General features: G+C 47.0%; 13 protein-coding genes. 5 read left to right on the top strand and 8 right to left on the bottom strand.

Annotated features, from left to right (window positions below; genetic code table 11):
- Positions 1 to 28: 28 nt before the first annotated feature.
- Positions 29 to 1843, bottom strand: a complete 1815-nt coding sequence (locus tag ACW9SV_RS17575) for a hypothetical protein (RefSeq protein WP_479558075.1) — start codon at positions 1841 to 1843, stop codon at positions 29 to 31.
- Between the two features lie 468 nt (positions 1844 to 2311).
- Positions 2312 to 3727 (bottom strand): hypothetical protein, encoded by a 1416-nt coding sequence (locus ACW9SV_RS17570; RefSeq protein WP_479558074.1) that lies wholly within the window; start codon positions 3725 to 3727, stop codon positions 2312 to 2314.
- Positions 3728 to 4297: 570 nt separating this feature from the next.
- On the opposite strand from ACW9SV_RS17570, the gene hrpB reads away from it, so the two are divergent.
- From hrpB to ACW9SV_RS17555, 3 genes are all read left to right on the top strand, one after another.
- Positions 4298 to 6736: an ATP-dependent helicase HrpB gene (gene hrpB, locus ACW9SV_RS17565; RefSeq protein ID WP_479558073.1), complete on the top strand. Its 2439-nt coding sequence runs from the start codon at positions 4298 to 4300 to the stop codon at positions 6734 to 6736.
- A 532-nt stretch (positions 6737 to 7268) separates the two neighbouring features.
- The gene (locus tag ACW9SV_RS17560; RefSeq protein ID WP_479558072.1) at positions 7269 to 8384 is read left to right on the top strand and encodes an acyloxyacyl hydrolase; all 1116 of its coding nucleotides are present in this window, start codon (positions 7269 to 7271) and stop codon (positions 8382 to 8384) included.
- A gap of 162 nt (positions 8385 to 8546) precedes the next feature.
- Complete coding sequence (locus ACW9SV_RS17555; protein ID WP_479558071.1) at positions 8547 to 8981, top strand: hypothetical protein; 435 nt, start codon at positions 8547 to 8549, stop codon at positions 8979 to 8981.
- Between the two features lie 78 nt (positions 8982 to 9059).
- On the opposite strand, the gene ACW9SV_RS17550 is transcribed toward ACW9SV_RS17555, so the two are convergent.
- Positions 9060 to 10406, bottom strand: coding sequence for a vanadium-dependent haloperoxidase (locus ACW9SV_RS17550; protein WP_479558070.1), 1347 nt, complete (start codon positions 10404 to 10406; stop codon positions 9060 to 9062).
- The gene (locus ACW9SV_RS17545; RefSeq protein WP_479558069.1) at positions 10406 to 13714 is read right to left on the bottom strand and encodes a VCBS repeat-containing protein; all 3309 of its coding nucleotides are present in this window, start codon (positions 13712 to 13714) and stop codon (positions 10406 to 10408) included. The genes ACW9SV_RS17550 and ACW9SV_RS17545 overlap by 1 nt, the downstream gene beginning before the upstream one ends.
- Positions 13715 to 14232: 518 nt before the next feature.
- On the opposite strand from ACW9SV_RS17545, the gene ACW9SV_RS17540 reads away from it, so the two are divergent.
- Positions 14233 to 14616 carry a hypothetical protein gene (locus ACW9SV_RS17540; protein WP_479558068.1) on the top strand — a complete coding sequence of 128 codons (384 nt, stop codon included), beginning with the start codon at positions 14233 to 14235 and terminating at the stop codon, positions 14614 to 14616.
- Positions 14617 to 15095: 479 nt separating this feature from the next.
- On the top strand, positions 15096 to 16286 hold the full coding sequence (locus ACW9SV_RS17535; RefSeq protein WP_479558067.1) for an O-antigen ligase family protein: 1191 nt from the start codon (positions 15096 to 15098) through the stop codon (positions 16284 to 16286).
- A 62-nt stretch (positions 16287 to 16348) separates the two neighbouring features.
- On the opposite strand, the gene ACW9SV_RS17530 is transcribed toward ACW9SV_RS17535, so the two are convergent.
- From ACW9SV_RS17530 to ACW9SV_RS17515, 4 genes are read right to left on the bottom strand one after another with little or no spacing between them, the layout of a single operon-like run.
- Positions 16349 to 16873, bottom strand: a complete 525-nt coding sequence (locus tag ACW9SV_RS17530) for a D-glycero-alpha-D-manno-heptose-1,7-bisphosphate 7-phosphatase (protein WP_479558066.1) — start codon at positions 16871 to 16873, stop codon at positions 16349 to 16351.
- Positions 16860 to 17576 carry a nucleotidyltransferase family protein gene (locus tag ACW9SV_RS17525; protein WP_479558065.1) on the bottom strand — a complete coding sequence of 239 codons (717 nt, stop codon included), beginning with the start codon at positions 17574 to 17576 and terminating at the stop codon, positions 16860 to 16862. Before ACW9SV_RS17525 ends, ACW9SV_RS17530 begins: the two co-directional genes overlap by 14 nt.
- Positions 17569 to 18156 (bottom strand): D-sedoheptulose-7-phosphate isomerase, encoded by a 588-nt coding sequence (locus ACW9SV_RS17520; protein WP_479558064.1) that lies wholly within the window; start codon positions 18154 to 18156, stop codon positions 17569 to 17571. The genes ACW9SV_RS17525 and ACW9SV_RS17520 overlap by 8 nt, the downstream gene beginning before the upstream one ends.
- 1 nt (position 18157) lies before the next feature.
- Positions 18158 to 19192, bottom strand: coding sequence for a GHMP family kinase ATP-binding protein (locus ACW9SV_RS17515; RefSeq protein WP_479558063.1), 1035 nt, complete (start codon positions 19190 to 19192; stop codon positions 18158 to 18160).
- Positions 19193 to 19194 lie beyond the last annotated feature (2 nt).

The raw sequence follows: 19194 nt of genomic DNA, 5'->3' as shown, positions 1-19194 counted from the left end.
TAAACTACTTAGCTAATATCAATCAATATCAATCATCGCAATGACCGGGGCCAATTTTACCTTCATTGTAAGCACCTAGAATACCAGCCCAGGTGATGAGCGTATTTCTGTTTACGGTGGTGTAAGGAGACGAAATGGTGTTCCGGTAATTACCACCCGACTTAGCACTAAAGTAGGCGGTGGCACTGTTGAACGCCGCCATTACCTCAGGAGTAGCAGAAGCTTGCATCATGTTCAGTTTAGCAGCAATATACTGGTGTGCCAGGATGATGTAAGCATTGCCTCCTTTTGGCGGGGTGTTCATCAAATTCAGGTAAGTGGTTCCGCTGCCGTAGAAAATATCATCATGCAGGCTTCCCCAGGTGTTGTCTCTTTTCTTGCCCACCGCATGGTTTTTCCAGTAGCCTTGGGTGTAGGTACAGCCATACACTTTAGGTGGGCAGTTGAAGACAATGTTATCCACGGCACCTGAACCGGTAAGGGCACTTCCGGGTCCCAGGAACACCACCATTTTAGCCACTCCCATGGTTCCTCCCAGGTCAACAATCTGCTTGCCGTTATCGCCGCTTACTTGCAGCATCACGGTTTTAAGCACCTGGCCCGAGGTACCGTACAACACCACTTTGCCGCCCGCTTCATAAGAGTCTACGTCCATGACGGTGATGGAAGTAAGCGAAACAGTTCCGTAGGAAGAGAAGTCAAACACCATCTTACCGCCAGTGTTGGAGTCGTAAGCCTGAGACGGATCATCGGTTCGGTTAATGATCATCATCTCGCCCAGCGGCACATTGTTCACGTAAGGCCCGGCTGCGCCACCTTCCCCTACGCCCCCGCCACCAAAGTTTTCGTGCGGAGTTAGAATATCATCAATCTGGTTCACATCCGGAATTGGTCTTGGCTGACCAGAGTTGAAGATGTTGGCCACATCAGAAGTGCTGTAAGTGTTAGGAGCGGTTCTTCTGTAAGCACTCACGTAGATAGGAGTATTGGACTGGTCGCTGGTGACATAGCTCAGGAACCCATCAGCTCCTCTTACATACCGGTTGAAAGTAACAGTTTCGCATTCAGATTTAGGTAAACAGTTGAAAACGATATTGTCTACTGCACCAGAACCGGTTAAGGCACCACCTGGCCCCAGGTACACTTCCATTCTAACCACGCCAGCGGTATTGCCCAGGTCTACTACCTGCTTTCCATTGTCGCCGCTTACTTTCAGCATTACGGTTTTAAGCACGTTTCCTGTAATGCCGTACAAAACCACTTTTCCCCCGGCTTCATAGTTGTCCACGTCCATTACGGTGATGGAATTCATGGTCACAGTTCCGTAGCCAGAGAAGTTAAAAACCATTTTACCACCGGTATTGCTGTCATAGGCATTGGCCGGATTGGTGGAACGGTTAATGATGAAAAGGTTACCCAGAGGTTTGTCGTTGGCAAATAGGCTGCCAGCAGCCCCACCTGCTCCCATGCCACCGCCACCAAAATCTTTGTGCGGGGTAAGAATGTCATCTATCTCATTCACATCCGGAATGGGGGTTGGTTGGGAAGAATCAAAGACGTTTGCGACATCAATGGGATCATAGGTGTTAGGCGCCGTTCTCCGGTAGGCACTAACATAGATAGGGGTAGCTGCTTTGTCACTCATCACCGCATTCACAAAGCCGTCTGCACCTCTGGTATACTTGTCAAAGGTCACAGTTTCGCAGCTTTCAGTAGTCCCTGCATTTTTGCTGACGCTTCCAGATAAACTTGGTTGGGCCAACTCTTCTTCCTCTGGGTTACACCCAAATACCACAGTAGCCGCAGCAATCAACATGCTGAATTTGAATAAATTTGCTTTCATAATAGCTTACTGTTTTAGGTTGATAATGAAATTAAGAATAGATGATTTAATATAATACTTCTTCTAGATCAAAGGCAAGATTTAACATAATTATTAACTCCAACTATTTAAAATTCCGTATTTTATACATGATTTAGGTTTACTTATTTCAAAATTTACTTTAATTATCCAATATTTATTGCATTCTTTTCACGGACTACTTAGAAGTAAGTAGTCTAAAAACAAGCCCTAATTACTCTAAACAAATAAGCTATATTTCTACATTTAGTGTAGCTAAATTACTTGTAAGCACAAGAATTAATGCAGGTTATTACTCCTGTCTTTTAGACACGAATAAATAAATAGGTATGCCCCTTTTGCGGGAAGTAGAGTACTAACATCCAGGCTTGAGTAAAAAAGAAACGCCGCCGTCAGAGATCCTGACGGCGGCGTTTCTTTCAAATACTATCCTTTAGGATAGGGTAAGCTTTACATAGTAGGCACGCAGTTGAACATGATGTTATCAATTGCACCAGAACCGCTCAGGCCACCATTTGGAGAAATTCCATTTGGCCCTAAGATGATCTCCATTCTGGCTACTCCCATGGTGTTGCCAAGATCCACCAGTTGCTTGCCGTTGTTGCCACTTACTTTCATCATCACCTCTTTGATCACCTGTGAGTTGGCACCATACAATACTACCTTAGTTCCGGCTTCGTAATCATCTATATCCAATACGGTAATGGAACTCAAGCTAACGGTTCCATAAGAAGAGAAGTCAAAGACCAGTTTACCGCCCAGGTTGTTGTCAAAGGCTTTCATTGGGTCTGTGGTTCTATTCACGATGAGCATGTTACCCAATGGAGTATTGTTTACAAAAGGTCCGGCTGCGCCACCGTCCCCTACACCTCCACCACCAAAGTTCTGGTGCGGGGTAAGGATGTCGGTCACTTGGTTCCCGATTGAGGTAGGCTGGGCAGAGTTAAAGATATTGGCCGCGTTTACTTTACTGTAGACGTTGGTAGCCGTTCTTCTGAATGCACTTACTTTGATTGGCATGGAAGACTGGTCACTAGTCACTGAGTTCACAAAGCCATCCTGTCCTTTGGTAAACCGGGTGAAGGTGATGGTTTCGCACGGAGGCTTTGGACCACAGTTAAACATGATATCATCAATGGCTCCAGAACCCACTAATCTGTTGTTTACCCCTAAAGTCACTACCATTTTAACTACTCCGGGGGTGTTACCCAGGTTCACGATCTGTTTCCCGTTATTACCCGATACCGCCATAGGAACGGTCTTAATCACTTTACCGGTGAGGTCTAACAGTTCTACTTTGCTCCCAGACTCATAAGAGTCTACATCTAGCACAGTGATTGCATTCATGGTAACACTGCCGTACCCAGAAAAGTCAAAGGACAGTTTTCCGCCATTGTTTGAATCATAGGCAGGTGTTGGGCTATCCGTACGGTTGATGATCAAGAGGTTGCCTAGGGCCGTGTTGTTGGCATAAGTTTTCCCTTTGCGTCCGCCATCTCCTACACCAGAACCGCCAAAGTCTTTGTGGGGGGTGAGAATGTCATCCACATCATTCCCTAAGGGTCCCATCTGCCCTGAGTCAAAGATGTTAGCTGAGTTGTTGGGGCTATAAGTATTAGAAGCGGTTCTTCTGCTTGCCGTCACCATAATGGGGGTAGATGATTTGTCGCTCATAACTGCCGTTACAAAACCGTTCCCTCCTCTAATTACCTTATCAAAGGTGATGGTTTCACAACTTTCGGTTTGGTTTTGTATGCCCTCGCCAAGAACATCTGGTTGAATTGATTCCTCTGAGTCGGGGTTACACCCAAAGGCAATTGCTGCAGCTGCCAGCAACATGCCGGATTTCAGTAATTTTACTTTCATGATACATTAAAGAATTTAAAATGAACAAAATGTTAGAATCACTATATATTTAATTTTGTTAGTGCAATTTAAGACTAATATTATATAATTCTTAAAATTAAAGTTATTAATTTTTTAAGTTTTAGGGTAGTATTCATAAAAACCCCTCTCATTTGCAATTACAGCTGGTTTTCAATACTTTACAGGATTTTACCTAAGTAGCTCAAATTGAAACTAGCTAAGTTCAGGACCTTAGCAATAGCACATACGCCGCCCTGCCTCCAAATTTGTAGAAGCTGAGTAACAAGGAGGTATAACAACCTGGCAGCAAACTATCAGGTAGACCTCTTAGCAACATTACCGATGGTGGAGGGAAGCAGGGTTTGTTCTTCCTCTCTTAGGGTAGGGAAAAGTTTGGGGGACTATCTTCTCTTCAATAGGCAGGCTTTATTTAAGTGATATAATTTCTTAAACAGATACAAATACGGACACTAAAGGGCTTCGGTTTCTTCCCCGCTGGATTTCCTGTAACTTTGCGGGCAGGCCTAGGAGTATAAAAGCCTGTTTGCCACCTTCAAAACCACACCACCCTTGCCGTTTAACCCATTTACCATAGATTTACCTGTACGCGAGATTATCCCTGCCGTGCGGGAAAACCTTGCTGCTCAGAATACCCTCATTGTGAACGCACCTCCGGGAGCGGGAAAGAGTACCTTGCTGCCCCTCGCCTTACTTGACGAAACCTGGCTCCAGGGTAAGAAAGTCATCATGCTGGAACCCCGCCGCTTGGCGGCCCGAACCATTGCCGAACGATTGGCCGAACTGCTGGGAGAAGAAGTGGGCCAGACTGTAGGCTACCGGATCCGGTTTGAGAACCGCATCTCAGAAAAAACCCGGCTGGAAGTGGTCACCGAGGGCATTCTCACCCGCATGCTGCATTCAAACAACTCCCTGGCAGGGGTTGGACTGGTAATTTTTGACGAATTTCACGAGCGCAGCATCCACGCCGACGTAGCCATGGCCCTCAGCCGTGAGGCTCAGGCCACTAACCGCCCCGACCTGCGCATCCTAGTCATGAGTGCCACCCTCAACATGCCCCAACTCACGCGTTTGCTCAACGCCCCTGCCGTGCAGAGCGAAGGAAGGCAATACCCCATTGACGTGCAGTACGCAGGCGAAACCGACGCTCAACTGTTGCATGAAATGACCGACCGCGCCATTCGCAAAGCCCTTCAGGAAAAGAAAGGGGATGTGCTGGTATTTCTGCCCGGCGAGCAGGACATCAGAAAGGTAGAAGCCCTGCTCCGGCGCGGTTTGCGGGATATTGCCATCCACCCGCTGTATGGCATGCTGCCTTCCGGTAAGCAGTACGCCGCCATTATGCCCAACCGAAGCGGCAAGCGCAAAGTGGTACTGGCCACCTCCATTGCTGAGACCAGCTTGACCATTGAAGGCGTCACCGTTGTTATAGATACCGGCTTTGCGAAAACCCAGCGCTTTGACCCCGGTACCGGGCTTAGCCGTTTAGAGACGGTGCGTATCTCCAAAGACGCTGCCGACCAACGCGCCGGACGGGCGGGGCGTTTGGGCCCAGGTACCTGTTACCGCCTCTGGACCGAAACCCTGCACGCCCGCCTGGCGCCGCACCGTACCCCTGAGATACAGGAAGCCGACCTGGCCCCGCTAGTTCTGGACATGGCAGCTTGGGGCGTAACTGACATTAGGGCGCTCACCTGGCTTACGCCTCCGCCTAAAGCCGCCTTGTTGCAAGCCCAGGAAACCCTGCACCAGCTCAACGCCCTGGAAAATGGCCGTATTACGGAGCATGGTCGCAAGATGCACGCCCTGCCCACCCATCCGCGCCTAGCCCACATGCTGCTGGCTGCCCAAGAAAGTGATCAAGTGGCTTTGGCTACTGACATTGCCGCTTTGCTGGAAGAGCGCGACCCGCTGCCCCGAGAAGCTGGGATAGACCTGAACCTACGCATTGAAGCCCTGCGACGCTACCGCAACGAGCAGATGCACAACAAACGCTTCTCCAAGATTGACAAGATTGCCGCCTCGTACCGCCGCATGTTCCAGATTGAGCCGGAGAACACCGCTGTGGACCCGTATGAGACGGGCGTGCTGCTGGCCAACTGCTACCCCGAACGGATTGCTTACGCCCGCCCGGGCAACAATGCCCAATTTCAACTAGCGAACGGCAAATACGCCAGTGCGGGGCACCGCGATAATTTGGCCCATGATCCTTGGTTAGCCATTGCGCACCTGCACGCCGGCGGTGATGGACCGGGGCGCATTTTCCTGGCTTCGCCGCTCAACCCCAAAGACCTGGCCCCACTGGTGAAGCAGAAAGATGTCGTTACCTGGGAACCGGAAGAAGGCGAGCTGACCGCTTCCCGCGATATGCGCATTGGCTCCATCGTGCTCCAGAGCAAACCTCTGCCAGAACCAGATGAACGTTTCTTGATTCCTGCCATCTGCGAAACCATTAAACGCGAAGGCGAGCAATGGCTTAATTTCTCAGAGGAAGTGCGGCAGTTTCAAAACCGGGTCCTTTGTTTGCGTAAATGGCACCCCACCGAGGGCTTCCCAGATCTCAGCACCCCTACTCTGCTTATGACCTGCAACGAGTGGCTCGCCTACCATTTAGAAGATGTGGAAATTGGTCAGGATCTGTTTGACATTGACCTGCTGCAGCTGTTGCAAGGCATGCTGAACCGAGAACAACGCCAGCGCTTAGAGGAACTGGCCCCGGGGATGTTGACGCTGCCTGACGGCCATCAAATGGAACTGGTTTATCCTGGCAACGCCAAGCCGCCGCTGCTGGAAATCAGGTTGCAGGATGTGCTGGACTGGGAAAACAACCCTACGGTAGATGCCGGAGATGTAGGCGTCGCCTTGCACCTGCTCACTCCAGACCTAAAGCCTTTGAAAGTAGTCAACAGCTTGCATTACTTCTGGCAAGAGGAATACCCCACCTTAAAGCCCAGGTTGATGCAGAAGTTCCCAAGGGTGAAGTGGCGGTAACTACTTTCATCTTTTGAGAGCCTTCTGGCACTAGAAGAGTTTAACCCATTTCAAAAGGAAACCAACAGGTAAGGCGCTCTTGTGTATTTCCAGCTTTAGAAAAGGTGCATAAGGACTTTCTGCACCTTTTCTAATTTGATTCACTTCTTTACCTCTTGGGTTTGATTTTTGGCTTGTTTTCGAAAACTACCTCATAAAACCTCACACCTTTTCTTATCAGGTAGAATTCGCACTTAGATACTTCTGTGAAGGTAGAAAGGTGCATTATCCTTCCAACCTCTCTTAAGTAAAACTATATCCCCACTTTAGGATTGGAACAGCTAGAGGCTTACTTCTATTTTAAGCCTTGTTTGCAGAAATTAACTTTAAAAAGGAATTAGGCTTTCTATAAATATGAGTCAAAGGCTTTTCTTTAATGCGCTACATTATTTTAAGGAGAAGGGGGCATCGGTCTTACAAACTATTTACTATTTTGCTTCTTCATTCCACTTGTAAACTACGTGGCGTACCCCGTCTTAAGTAGCTTTAACTTATGCTTCAGTCTTGCCGAGTTTTCATTTCCATTTTACTTCTTGTAATCCCCCTTTCTCTTCAAGTACAAGCACAAGAAAGTACCTCCTCTGGTAAAGAACCCTGGTCATTTGGGGCAAACGGGTACTATGGCGCCTTTTTCCGCTATCGGGCAAGTCTTTCGCTGCTTAACTATTCGGGACTTCATGGGGTGGAGCTTTATGCGAATCGGCAGACGCTGGGCAAACGGTTCTGGGAACGGAAATACAAGTTACCGGCCATTGGGTTTGCCCTCTCCTACTTTAATTATGGCATGCCTGAGGAATTAGGAAAATCTGTTTCGGTGACCTCTTATCTGGATGGACCCATCACCAAGATTGGCCGAGGAAGCCTTCGATACAACTTGGGCACCGGACTCGTTTACTCTACCCGCCATTATAACTCAACCACCAACGAGAACAACAAAGCCATCGGGAGCCCTGTCACTTTCTCGCTGCGGGGAAACCTTCGGTATGAGTACCCCATGGCGGACCGTTGGTTTTTAAACCTCATCTTTGCGTTCAGGCATTTCTCCAACGGAAGCCTGAATCAGTCTAACAATGGCATGAACATGCCCCTGGTGGGGCTTGGGCTTCGGTACCAGCCTAGGGTCACCCCAAGTATTCCGCAGCAGGATACCCTTGCCCCTGCCTTAGACAAACGGTTACAGGTAAATGTCAGAGTTGCCGCCGGGGTTAAGGAGGTCTTGCGCGATGATTTTAAGCACCCGGTGTACATGATGTCTTTTTACGCCAGTAAGCGGCTTACCCACACCAACTCGCTGCTGGTTGGGGTGGATGCTATCCATGACACGGCTATCGGCGAGGAGTACTTAAACAAGGCCATGAACATCCCAGAAGGATATCTGGACAAACGATCGGCTGGAATCCATGTGGGGCACGAACTGCATTTGAGCAAACTATCAATGGTTTTCCACTTTGGCCGCTACCTCTACCAGCCGCACCAGTTGTTCCCTGATTTCTACCAGCGGTATGGCCTGAAGTACATGATCCATAAAAACCTTTCGGCTAGCGCATTGCTCATGGCCCATGATGGGCACGCGAATGTTATAGAATGGGGCTTGGGCTTTCATCTGTAAAGCTAGCGTTTCAGGCAGCTTTTCTGTAAAACGAGCCTCAAACGCTGCTTACCTAAATTTCTCATTAGAGCCCTTGCCTCAATAACCTGGATTGGTCCGCTAAGGCTACTGCCCTTCAACTGGGATTACCTATATTTACGCCCGCAACCAAAAATAGAAAGAATGTACACAGGATTACAACACGCGCACTCTGGCTTGGCATATCTGGTGCTTTTAGGCGTAGCCATTGCGCTGATCACCGCCTTGGCCGGACTTTTCTCCGGGAAAACGTTTACTGACAAAAATAGAAAATTGGGCTTGCTAGGGTTGATCCCTACTCACCTGCAGTGGGTAATTGGCTTGATCCTGTACTTTGTGTCTCCTCTGGGTATTAACAATGCTTCTGGAGCTGCCATGAAAGACGCCACCTCCCGTCTTTACTTTCTGGAGCACCCGTTGACCATGGTCATTGCCGTGGTGCTTATTACCATTGGTTATTCAAAAGCGAAACGCCAGGTTGGCACCACTCAAGGGTTCAGAACCATGGCTATTTTTTATGGCTTAGGCTTGCTGCTGATCTTGAGCCGCATTCCCTGGAACGCCTGGTTGGGTAACTAATCAGAAATCTACCTATTAAAAGAAAAGCCGGTCCTCCTCTGAGAAGACCGGCTTTTCTTTTATGCTTTTGGTAAACACTTACTTCACCGAGGCCAGTACCTGCGGAGTTCCTTCTACTTTGCGTAATACCCACTCGCCTACCTGTAAGCCTTGTTTGCGCCCATTATCTATGGCATCCATGAAGTGGATGCCTCCATAGAACCGGGAAAGACCGGCTTCAATGGCCGCTTCCTGGAATGAGTTGAATGTGCGGGCAGGCAATCCGAACCGCTCTTCCACGGTATCGGTGTAGTTAAACTGGTCCCCAAAGTAGTGACTGAGAATGACAGCCGAAGCCGCCGAAATAGTAGAGTGTCCGCTTAAATATTCAGGAAAGGGCGGTGTCTGCAGGAGGGGTTTGAACGAAGGGTCAATGTACTTGCGGATAGCCGTCTCCGGACGGATGCGGTTACTGCGGAATTTCTCATCCCAGCAGGAGATGAACCCGTCCATGAGTGCCACCGAGACCAAGGTGTGCACCTTCATGGCTTTGGCAAAATCAACCTTCGCTTTTTTACAGGCAATGCCCGTGATGCCCAACCAGTGCGCGCCCGGAGATATTTTCTTCAGCCCCGCCTGTAAGTGGCCGTTGTCTTGCAGCGCAAACGGGTTGCAATCCCAGAAAGAGGCAATCTCCTGCTGTTCTTGGGACAGATTGGTGCTCACGGCATAGTTCTGCTGCATCAGTTTATAGAAACCAGACCCTTTTTCTTTGGAGAAAGAGATCGGAGGGGCGGGCTTGAACTGGGTGCACGTGTCCAAAGTGAATGACCTAACGGTGCTGAAATAAGGCTCAACGGGTGCAAAGTAGGCCGGCGGCGTAGGATACCAGTTTCCCTCGCCCTCTATTGGGGTGTACCTTGGGAAGTTACTTATGCGGTTGTACTTATCGGCTTTAGCATACGCCAAAATTCCCTTACTCACGGCTTTGGCGTATTTTAAGGAAGATGTGATGACTTCCTCTGCCAACCCTTCGCGCCGGCAGGAATCCAGGAACTTCACCTCAAGGCTGTCCAAAAGCTTACCCGAGGGCTGCATCTTTTTAGCGGTTTCCATCATGGCCAGCACAGCGCTAAGCTCAGTGGAGTATCCATCAATGCTATCGGGTTTGGGGATCTGCGGATACTTTTTCAGGATACCGTGCATGCTCTGGTAGCTGCTGTCGTTTTGGGAGACCACCTCGTAGCCAGCCAGTGTGGCGTAGGAAAAAAACCGAGAGGCGAGGGGCGGGTTGGTGACGTCGTTCACCATGATATCCGTCATCTTATCAATCACCAGGCTAATCTGCGCGGTGCTGAACTCCAGGCTTTGTTTTTGCTCCTGCCCCGGGGTTGCACATCCCCAAAGGGCCACCAAGAACATGAGTACCGGTAAAAACTTCTTCATTATTGTAAACTGTAAGCTTTTATAGGCATCTGATTCACCCCAAACAAAACGGTATTTTTGAGGGGCATAATACTGCGAACATCACCCGTCAGCCGGAAGCCAGATTTACTCTGGGGCACATAGCTGAAGTTACCTTTTCCGTCATTCTGCAACAACAGACCATAGTTTGCATCGGCTTTGCCGAAACGCAGACGGGCTTTGTTCAAGTTGCCTCCAATCAGCAGGTCAGGCGCACCGTCTTGGTTGTAATCAATAGGGGCCAAAGCAAACACCGGGGAAAACTGGGTCTCTAAAGGCAACTTCATTTCTTTAAACTTTCCGTTTGCACTTCCCTGAAAATAAGCTGTTTGCAAGTAATTGCAAGACAAACGGCCGGCTCCTTTAAGTTCCTCAGGGGTGAAGATGTTCCCCAGGGTGGCCTCGGCAAAGCTGGCGTAATCCTGGAACCGGGTTCGCATCATGCTTACTTGGTCCAGCAACTCGTCACGGGTCACGTACGGGTAACTCTTCCCTTGCATGTAGAAGCAAAGGATGGGGTCCACGGCACCGTTGTCGTCAAAGTCTTTAAACACCATCTCGGCGGGTTCCTTGTCTGAGGCCTTGCACTGGGTGTTCATGCCTTGGTTCCCGATCAGCAGGTCTGGGCGGTTATCCCGGTTAAAGTCCCCGATGAGCAGTTTATTCCACCAACCGCTGTACTTTTTGGCGAAGAAGGCGCTGGTGTTTTCAGTGAGGTTTCCATTGTTGTTGCTGAAAACGGTGATCGGCATCCACTCCCCTACTACTACCAGTTCTGGTTTACGGTCGCCGTTCAGGTCATGCCAGGCGGCATCGGTGACCATCCCTATGTTCTGGAGCTTTGGGGCTAATTTGGTGGTTTGATCACTAAACTGGCCTTTGCCGTTGTTGAGGAGCACGTAGCTTCTGGGTGCCTCTGGGTAGCGGCCCGGTATTACCCGGCCTCCAACAAACAGGTCCTGGAAACCGTCGCCGTTGATGTCGGTTGCCCGGGCGCAGCTTTTACTTGTCCGCATGACAGGCAAGGCATTGGGGCTCTTGGTGAAGTTGCCTTTGCCATCGTTCAGGTACAGTCGGTCTTGCAGGGCGGCATCATCGGGCAAGAAGTTATGGTACCCGCCACTCACCACATACAGATCCAGGGCCTTGTCATTGTTGGCGTCAAAGAAGAGCGCATCGGTGTCTTCGCTGGCTTTATCTACCGCAAAGGCCGAGGAGGGCTTCAAGGTGAACTTGCCATTCTTAGATTGAAGGTAGATAGCCCCGGTTTGTCCAGCCGCTCCGCCCGCGAACAGATCCTCTAACCCATCTCCGTTCACATCGCCTTTCACCAAGCACGGCCCTGAGAAAGACATAGGGTTGATCATGAGTGGTTGGCGCTTGAAGTCGTTTACGTTGGCTTTCTGGTGGGCAAACGTGACAGGGGAAGCCGTTTCTGAAAACAGTGGCTTTGTGTTTCTAGGGGAACTATAAGTGGAGCTTGCGTTTATCTCTTCCAGGGTAATCACCTGGTTGGTTTTCACGTTCTGCAGCACCTGCTGTTTACCACCCAACCAAACCACCCGAACCGAGTCAACGGTGGAGTTTGTACCCAACCCGAAATGAAGCACCGGTGAAACACTGGATTGGAAGCCGCGGGAAGTCATCTGTTCCTGGTACTGCTGTTTGCCTTGGTGGTACAGAATCACCTTAGCACCCAAACCATCAGTGTTTTTACCAGCTCCGGCCAATTTCACCTGTAGGTACTGGTGCTTTAATTGTTTATCGGCCTGGTTCTGGTACACAAAGGCGGGTTGGTTCACATTGTTGGTGACCAAGTCTACATCACCATCATTGTCCAGATCGGCGTAGGAAGCACCGTTGCTGTTAGAAGGTTGATCAAAGCCCCAGTTTTTGCCCATGTTGCTGAACTGCAGGTTGCCGGTATTCTTGAACATGTAGTTGTTCACGTTGGAAGCCGGCATTTTGGAAAGCAGGTTCATCACGCTCTCGGGTGTTACCTTTCCCCTGAGGTATTGGAAGTAGGCACTCCTGAACTTAATGAAGTCCATGTTGGTAAAATCTTTCAGGAAGCCGTTGCTCACGAAAAGATCCTTCCAGCCATCATTGTCATAATCGGCTAACAACGGAGCCCAGCTCCAGTCGGTGTTGGAGACGCCGCTTAACTGGCCTACCTCGCTGAAGGTACCGTTGCCGTTATTTACCTGCAGCATGTTGCGCATGTACTGGTGGTTGAACCCAGCCCGTACCAACATGTCAAAATACTCGTAGTTGTCTGGCCCGAAGAGCAGTTTCTGTCGTTTGTTATCCTCGGGGAGCATGTCCAAGGTCATGATATCGGGGGCTCCATCATTGTTGATGTCCCCAATGTCGTTGCCCATGGAATAGATTGACGTATGCTGGATGCTAGCCTTGGCCTGATCGGTGAAGGAGCCGTTTTTGTTGTTAATCAAAAGAAAATCAGGGGCAGAGTAGTCATTTGACACATAGATATCAGGCCAGCCGTCCTGATTGATGTCTGCGATGCCCGCTCCCAGGCCATAGGAAAACGCTGAGGCATGAAGCCCCGCTTTGTCTGACACATCCTTAAAGGAGCCTTTGTTGTTCTGGAACAACTTTGCCTGCATGTTTCGGGCAGGCTTTTTCTTGATTTCCTGAATAGTGACCTCGTCCAGGTTGTTGAACTGCATGGGGTTGTGGTTCAGCAGGAACATGTCCAAGTCCTGGTCACGGTCATAGTCAAAGAAGGCGGCGTGGGTACTGTAAGAAGAATCAGCCAGGCCCATTTCTTTGGCCTGGTCCAGGAAGGTAGGAACGCCATTCTTCCCTGGGCCCTGGTTGATGAACAGTTGGTTGACCCGGGCAGCGCCGGGCAAGTTACCCGAGTAGCATTGGTAGATATCGGGCAGGCCATCTCCGTTAACGTCGGCAATGGTGGTTCCGGTTTTCCAGGTGTTGGGCCTGCCACCCACGCCGGCAGCGGCGGTGATTTCTTCAAACCGCATCTGGCCTTTGTTCAGGTACAGCTTGTTTGGCACAAGGTTTCCAGAAAAATAGATATCCTGTAAACCGTCTTCGTTTACATCACCTATGGCTACCCCTCCACCGTTGTAGAAGTATTGATAAGCCATGATGTTGGCGAAAGGGGTTTCTTTTAGGGCGTTGTTAAACCCTACATTGGTTTTTTCTGGGGCAAGTAACGTGAATAGAGTAGGCTGAGCGGGGGTGTCGGCTTCCTGTATTGTTTCCGTTTCTGAGCTTTTGTCTTTACAACCAAAAGCTACAAGCATGGTAAAGGTTACCCCTATCAGGGAGGTACGTTTAAACAAATACATGATGAAGTAGTAAAAAAGCCTATAATAATACAGAAACTAATCTGATTCATCACAGCCTACCCTTCAAAATAAATTATTAAAGTTATAACAAAACAGTACCTAGTAGCTTTCTAAAGGCTTATAATTCTCTTATGATGTGACACTGTTTATGAAACTTACAAGCGTTCTGTTCTTATGTAAACCTATGGGTTTGCTGGATGGGCTTTGAAGTTGTTTTGTCAGAATGGTCTTAAAAACTGCTGTACGATCTGCAGGATATTGGCTATTAATCTGGCCTTCTATCAAATAGAATTATTGTTAACTTTTGTCTATGCCCTGGATTATCTCTGTTGAATTTGCCTTCTGTTTATAGCCTAGTTTTCTGGAAAAGGCCTTAAACAAACTGGTTGGCGCTGCTAGAATGTTTATTTAGCTCTTGTAGGAATCTTTCAAACAGATTAGCCGTACCTAAAACCTCATAAACCTTTATAACTATGGAAGATAATAATCAAGAAACCAAAGCCCTTACCGACCTCATCCAAAACCCGCAGGAAATCTCTAATATCATTAACAACCCAGCTGATTCTGGAGTGAAGTTTTACCAACAACTTCGCAACAAAGACAAGCAGTATGTAGCTTTCGCAGCCGGGTTAGGATTGATTGCCTATGGCTTTTTCCTGGGCAGAGGAAGCAAGAAGTCAACCACTGGACAATTTGGTGGCGGAAAGAAAGGAAAAAATAAGGGTGGTCAATCTCAAGCAGCTAGCGCTAGCTTAGACCAAGGCACTGCCACTGGATCAGGCGCAGGCTACGGTGGCGACTACACAGGCACCCAACATGACGGTGACTTCCAAGGTGGCGGGAACCAGAGCTACTAAGCGTTGGTATTCCTTCAATTGAACCATTACCTCTTCAAAGGGTGCGAGAGTAAATCTCGCACCCTTTTTGTTCGCCCTTGCCTCAATAAACTTCACCAAGTACATAGGCCTAGGTTTTCACCCCTTCACGTTTAAAGGCTCTTTTTTGCAAATACCATTGAAAGCTGCAAAAAAGAGCCTGTTCAACTCTGCTTTTAGTACTAAAAACTTTATAACAGGTACTTCTAATAGTATCTGACAAACCCATTACATTAGTTACTTTTGTACCAAGCTATTTATACAGAACTGCAAAAGGGCTTTGCCAGAATAACTTTATTTTTTTGTTATCCTAACCCTATATATACAAAATCCTATCTAAGTTGCTTTTATACTCAACAGAGATGATCCTCAATCTTCAAGACCTGAATAAAAAAGAAAAAGGCTTTTTCGTACTCGTTCTTCTTTTTTTTGTTACTCTCTATTTTGCTAAACTAAGCGGCGTGAACTCTGTAGTAACTGGGTTGCTGGTGATCTATAGTTTTTCCATGAGTACCCTTCAGGAGAAAAGAGAGGTCTTAAAGCAACGGCCCTATATACTGGGAATGCTCGTGTTTTTCCTGGCACTGGTGGTCAGTACGCTTCTATCTGAAGATGTTGCAAGGGGTTTGCACCATTTGAAAATACGGCTTCCGCTTTTACTTTTCCCCGCCAGCATTGGGCTGCTTCAACTCAAGAAAAGCTTGAAAGAAAGAATACTTTTATTTTTTGCCTTCATCACCACATTGTTAGCGGTGTTGTGTTTGATTACCAGCATTCATACCTCTGGCTACTTAGAGCGACCTGAGTTCCTTTACAATGACTCCCTTACGGCCTTTACGAGGCAACAGTCCATATATGTAGCTTTAGCTGTGAACCTAGCCACCTTCATATTGGGGAGGGCTATTTTCTTTGGCAACAGCATGTGCAAATGGCTCATGCTCTTAGCGGTCATATTCCTATTTGCTTTCAGCTACTTACTAGCAAGCCGAATCATGTTCGCCGTGTTGCTATTGGCTACCTTAGGGTTTAGCTTTTTCTACATCATTCAGGAAAGAAAAGTAGTTATTGGAATTTCCTTGATTTTAGCCTTGCTGGCGGGCACTTTGGTTATCCATAAGTTCATGCCTTCTACCTTCAACCGCTACAGAGAGCTTACTTACAGAAGCTTTGACTTTGAGAGCCGCGGGAAAGAAAGCCATTACAACATGGAAGTAACCCCTGATCAATGGAATGGGGCAAACTTCAGGCTGGCAGCCTGGACCTGCGGTTTAGAGGTTTTTCTAACTAGCCCGATAACGGGAGTTAACCTTGGGGATAAGGATGCCGTGCTCATAGAGAAGTACAAGGAAAAGAAATTTTTTATGGCCATTGAAACAGACAAAAACGTCCATAGCAACCACTTAGACATTTTGTTTAGCTTGGGCGTGATAGGTTTCTTGATTTACCTCTTTGGTTGGTTACTACTTCCCTTTACTTACGCCATCAAACACAAAGATGGGATAGCAATTCTGGTCATCCTTACCTTTGCTGCCGCCTGGACAACAGAAGTATATTTTGGGAAGAACTTTGGTACTATGTTGGTTGGGTTTTTCATTCCTTTTATACTTACATCAAGCAAAACAGGGAAAGAAACCAGCATAAAAAACCCCTAAGAACCTGGTAAAAAGTAGGTGCTTAGGGGTCTCATTAATTTTCATTAGTGCTCTGCCTCCATTTAAGCAAGACCGGTGAAGAAAGAAAGTAATTCCAAGGTGTTTCTAACCATTACATCAGCAAACTGACTTTCCTTTGAAGAAATAAAAACAGTCTTCAACCCTAGCTCTTTAGCAGGAATCAAATCAGTTTCTGAGTCGCCAACCATCCAAGAGGAAGAAAAATCAATATTATAAGTTTCAGCAGCTTCTAAGAAAAGGCCTTTTTTTGGTTTTCTGCAATTACAGGCATCTTCCTCCAAATGAGGGCAGAAAAAAAACTGTGAAATTTTATTCGCTGTTAGGTTATTTATTTCTGAATTAATTTTTTTCAGCTCCTCCTTAGAAATAATCTGCCTCCCTACGCAACGCTGGTTAGTTACGACAACAATTCTGTTGAATTTAAGATGAGCTGTAGCCAAAAACTCCGGAATACCCGGTAAAATTTCTATTTCTGAGAGCTTGGTTACATACCCGTTTTCTATTTTGAGGTTTAAAACGCCATCTCTATCCAAAAACAAAGTGTCAAGCTTTTTACTGGATAACATCTTTTAGAAGAGTTTGGGCTAATTGATAATCTTCCGGAACCCCAATGTCTATGAAGGTCCCGTCAAAAACCCTTCCGAAAGCATTTAGCTTTACAGGGTCTTTTTGCAGGAAATCTGTTTCAAAAGAAAACTTGAGGGGCATTGAAGAAGCCTCTATCATACCTTTGTTCATATAATAGATACCTCCGTTTATCAGAAGATCTTCCTTTACACCTGGTTGTTTTTCTTTGAATGAAATGATCTTGTGGTCTTCAGAACAAATGACACTTCCATACCTATCAGAGTGAGGCATCTTTTTCAAGGCGATAGCCAAGTCAGCAGTTGTCCCCCTTGCAAAAGATTGGAGTTCAGCTAAATCCACTTCAAAAAAAGTATCTCCATTGAGAATGAAGAAATTGTCACTAAGTACCTGCTTGGCCGCTTGGAAAATGGCCCCTCCAGTTCCTAGGAGTTCTTCTTCAATACTAAAACTGATCTCAATGCCAAAACTGTCACTCTTGCTCTTGTAATAGTCTTGTATTACTTCATGCTTATGCCCAACCGCAAAAACTACTCTTCCGATTTTATTCTTTTTCAAGGAATAAAGAATAAAATCAAGAAAAGGCCTGCCGGCAACTTCTGCCATTGGCTTAGGAACATCTTGAACAACAGATCTTAACCGGGTGCCTAAACCTCCGGCCAAGACAATGGCTTCTTTAGTCATTTCTTTCTACAAAAAGCTCCTTTTCCACAATCTCACATATAATGTGCCCTATTAAAATGTGAGCTTCTTGAATACGAGGGGTATCATTGGAGGGAACGTTAATAAGGAAATCCACCTCCTCTTTCATAAGTCCTCCTGATTCGCCGGTCAAGGCAATGGTAAGAACTTTATTCTTTCTGGCTACCCTAAACGCATTGATGATGTTCTTTGAGTTGCCCGAGGTTGAAATGCCCACCAATACATCGCCTTCTCTTCCTTTTGCTTTGATCAATCTTGAATACACTTCATCATATGAGTAATCATTTGCGACAGCAGTTAAATAGGACGTATTCACATGCAAGGCTTCTGCAAACAAGGGGTCCCGGTCTATATAAAACCTTCCTGAAAACTCTGCGGCTAAATGCTGTGCATCGGCTGCGCTTCCTCCGTTTCCACAGAAGAATACCTTTTTGTCAGATTTAAAAGCAGAAGCTATAGCCTCTGATACTTTCTCGACTATGGTTAATAAGGATTGATTATCAAGTATTTTAGATTTAACATCTATACTTTCTTGAATTTTAGAAGAGATAAAGCTTTGCATATTACATGTATTTCGTTTTCCAGGTGATGGCACCTTGGTTATAGAAGTTGACTCTTTCAACTAAGCCCCCAAATTGGTTAAGCTTATTAATGACTTGATAGAGGGAGCTATTACGCACATAGAACATCATGTATCCACCACCGCCAGCACCAGAAATTTTCCCTCCAATTGCTCCGTGTTTGATGGCAGTTTCATAAATCTCATCCACCACCGGGTTGGTAATTTCATCGGCCATGTTCTTCTTCGAAACCCAGCTTTCATGGAGCAAGTCCCCAATCTCATCTAATTTCCCTCTTAATAAGGCTTCCTTCATGTTAAATGCAAGCGCTTTAAGAGAATGCATGGCTTCAATAGATTTAGAAGACTTATTGTGCACGTTTTTCACTTGGGCATCAATGATCTTTGAAGACAATCTTGAAGTACCGGTATAGTATTGGATCAAGGAAAACTCAAGCTCATGAATGTATTCTTCCTTGATCCGAAGGGGGTTCACCACTACTCTATCGGCATGGAATTCCATGAAGTTGAAGCCTCCAAAGGTGGCGGCATATTGGTCCTGTTTTCCGCCTGATAATCCCAAATCTTCCCGCTCAATGCTATATGCCAGATGGGCAATGTCATACTCACCTAGGGGAAGCCCCAACCATTCGGCAAATGCCGCAACAATAGCAACCACCAACGTGGAAGATGACCCAAGCCCAGAACCAGGAGGAGCGTCTACAAACGTTTCAAGTTGGTAATGAAGAGGGGTTTGAATGTTGAATTCAGATTTGATTCTGTTATGGATTCCCTTTAATAATCTAAAAGAATCATTTTCTACCGGGAAATAATTTACGTCTTCAAAGACCGCACTTTGGTCAATGTCAAAGCATTTGAAAATAACCTGAGAAGAGGTAAGCGGGACTAAGGTAGCGTAGGCAAATTTATTGATAGTGGCATTTAGAATAGCCCCTCCATAGGTATCACTATATGGGCTTACATCAGTGCCTCCTCCTGCTAAACCTAGTCGTAAAGGAGCCTTTGAACGGATTAACATTT

The organism is Rufibacter sp. JT20002 (assembly GCF_056491185.1).
Note: the sequence above shows the minus strand (reverse complement) of the source record. Positions and strands in the feature narration are given on the sequence as shown.

Excerpts from the sequence above, each read along its gene's own strand:
- ACW9SV_RS17540 (WP_479558068.1), top strand. The coding sequence starts at position 14,233 with ATGGAAGATAATAATCAAGAAACCAAAGCCCTTACCGACCTCATCCAA.
- ACW9SV_RS17570 (WP_479558074.1), bottom strand. The coding sequence starts at position 3,727 with ATGAAAGTAAAATTACTGAAATCCGGCATGTTGCTGGCAGCTGCAGCA.
- ACW9SV_RS17525 (WP_479558065.1), bottom strand. The coding sequence starts at position 17,576 with ATGACTAAAGAAGCCATTGTCTTGGCCGGAGGTTTAGGCACCCGGTTA.
- ACW9SV_RS17550 (WP_479558070.1), bottom strand. The coding sequence starts at position 10,406 with ATGAAGAAGTTTTTACCGGTACTCATGTTCTTGGTGGCCCTTTGGGGA.
- ACW9SV_RS17530 (WP_479558066.1), bottom strand. The coding sequence starts at position 16,873 with ATGTTATCCAGTAAAAAGCTTGACACTTTGTTTTTGGATAGAGATGGC.
- ACW9SV_RS17555 (WP_479558071.1), top strand. The coding sequence starts at position 8,547 with ATGTACACAGGATTACAACACGCGCACTCTGGCTTGGCATATCTGGTG.
- ACW9SV_RS17515 (WP_479558063.1), bottom strand. The coding sequence starts at position 19,192 with ATGTTAATCCGTTCAAAGGCTCCTTTACGACTAGGTTTAGCAGGAGGA.
- ACW9SV_RS17520 (WP_479558064.1), bottom strand. The coding sequence starts at position 18,156 with ATGCAAAGCTTTATCTCTTCTAAAATTCAAGAAAGTATAGATGTTAAA.
- ACW9SV_RS17575 (WP_479558075.1), bottom strand. The coding sequence starts at position 1,843 with ATGAAAGCAAATTTATTCAAATTCAGCATGTTGATTGCTGCGGCTACT.
- ACW9SV_RS17560 (WP_479558072.1), top strand. The coding sequence starts at position 7,269 with ATGCTTCAGTCTTGCCGAGTTTTCATTTCCATTTTACTTCTTGTAATC.
- ACW9SV_RS17545 (WP_479558069.1), bottom strand. The coding sequence starts at position 13,714 with ATGCTTGTAGCTTTTGGTTGTAAAGACAAAAGCTCAGAAACGGAAACA.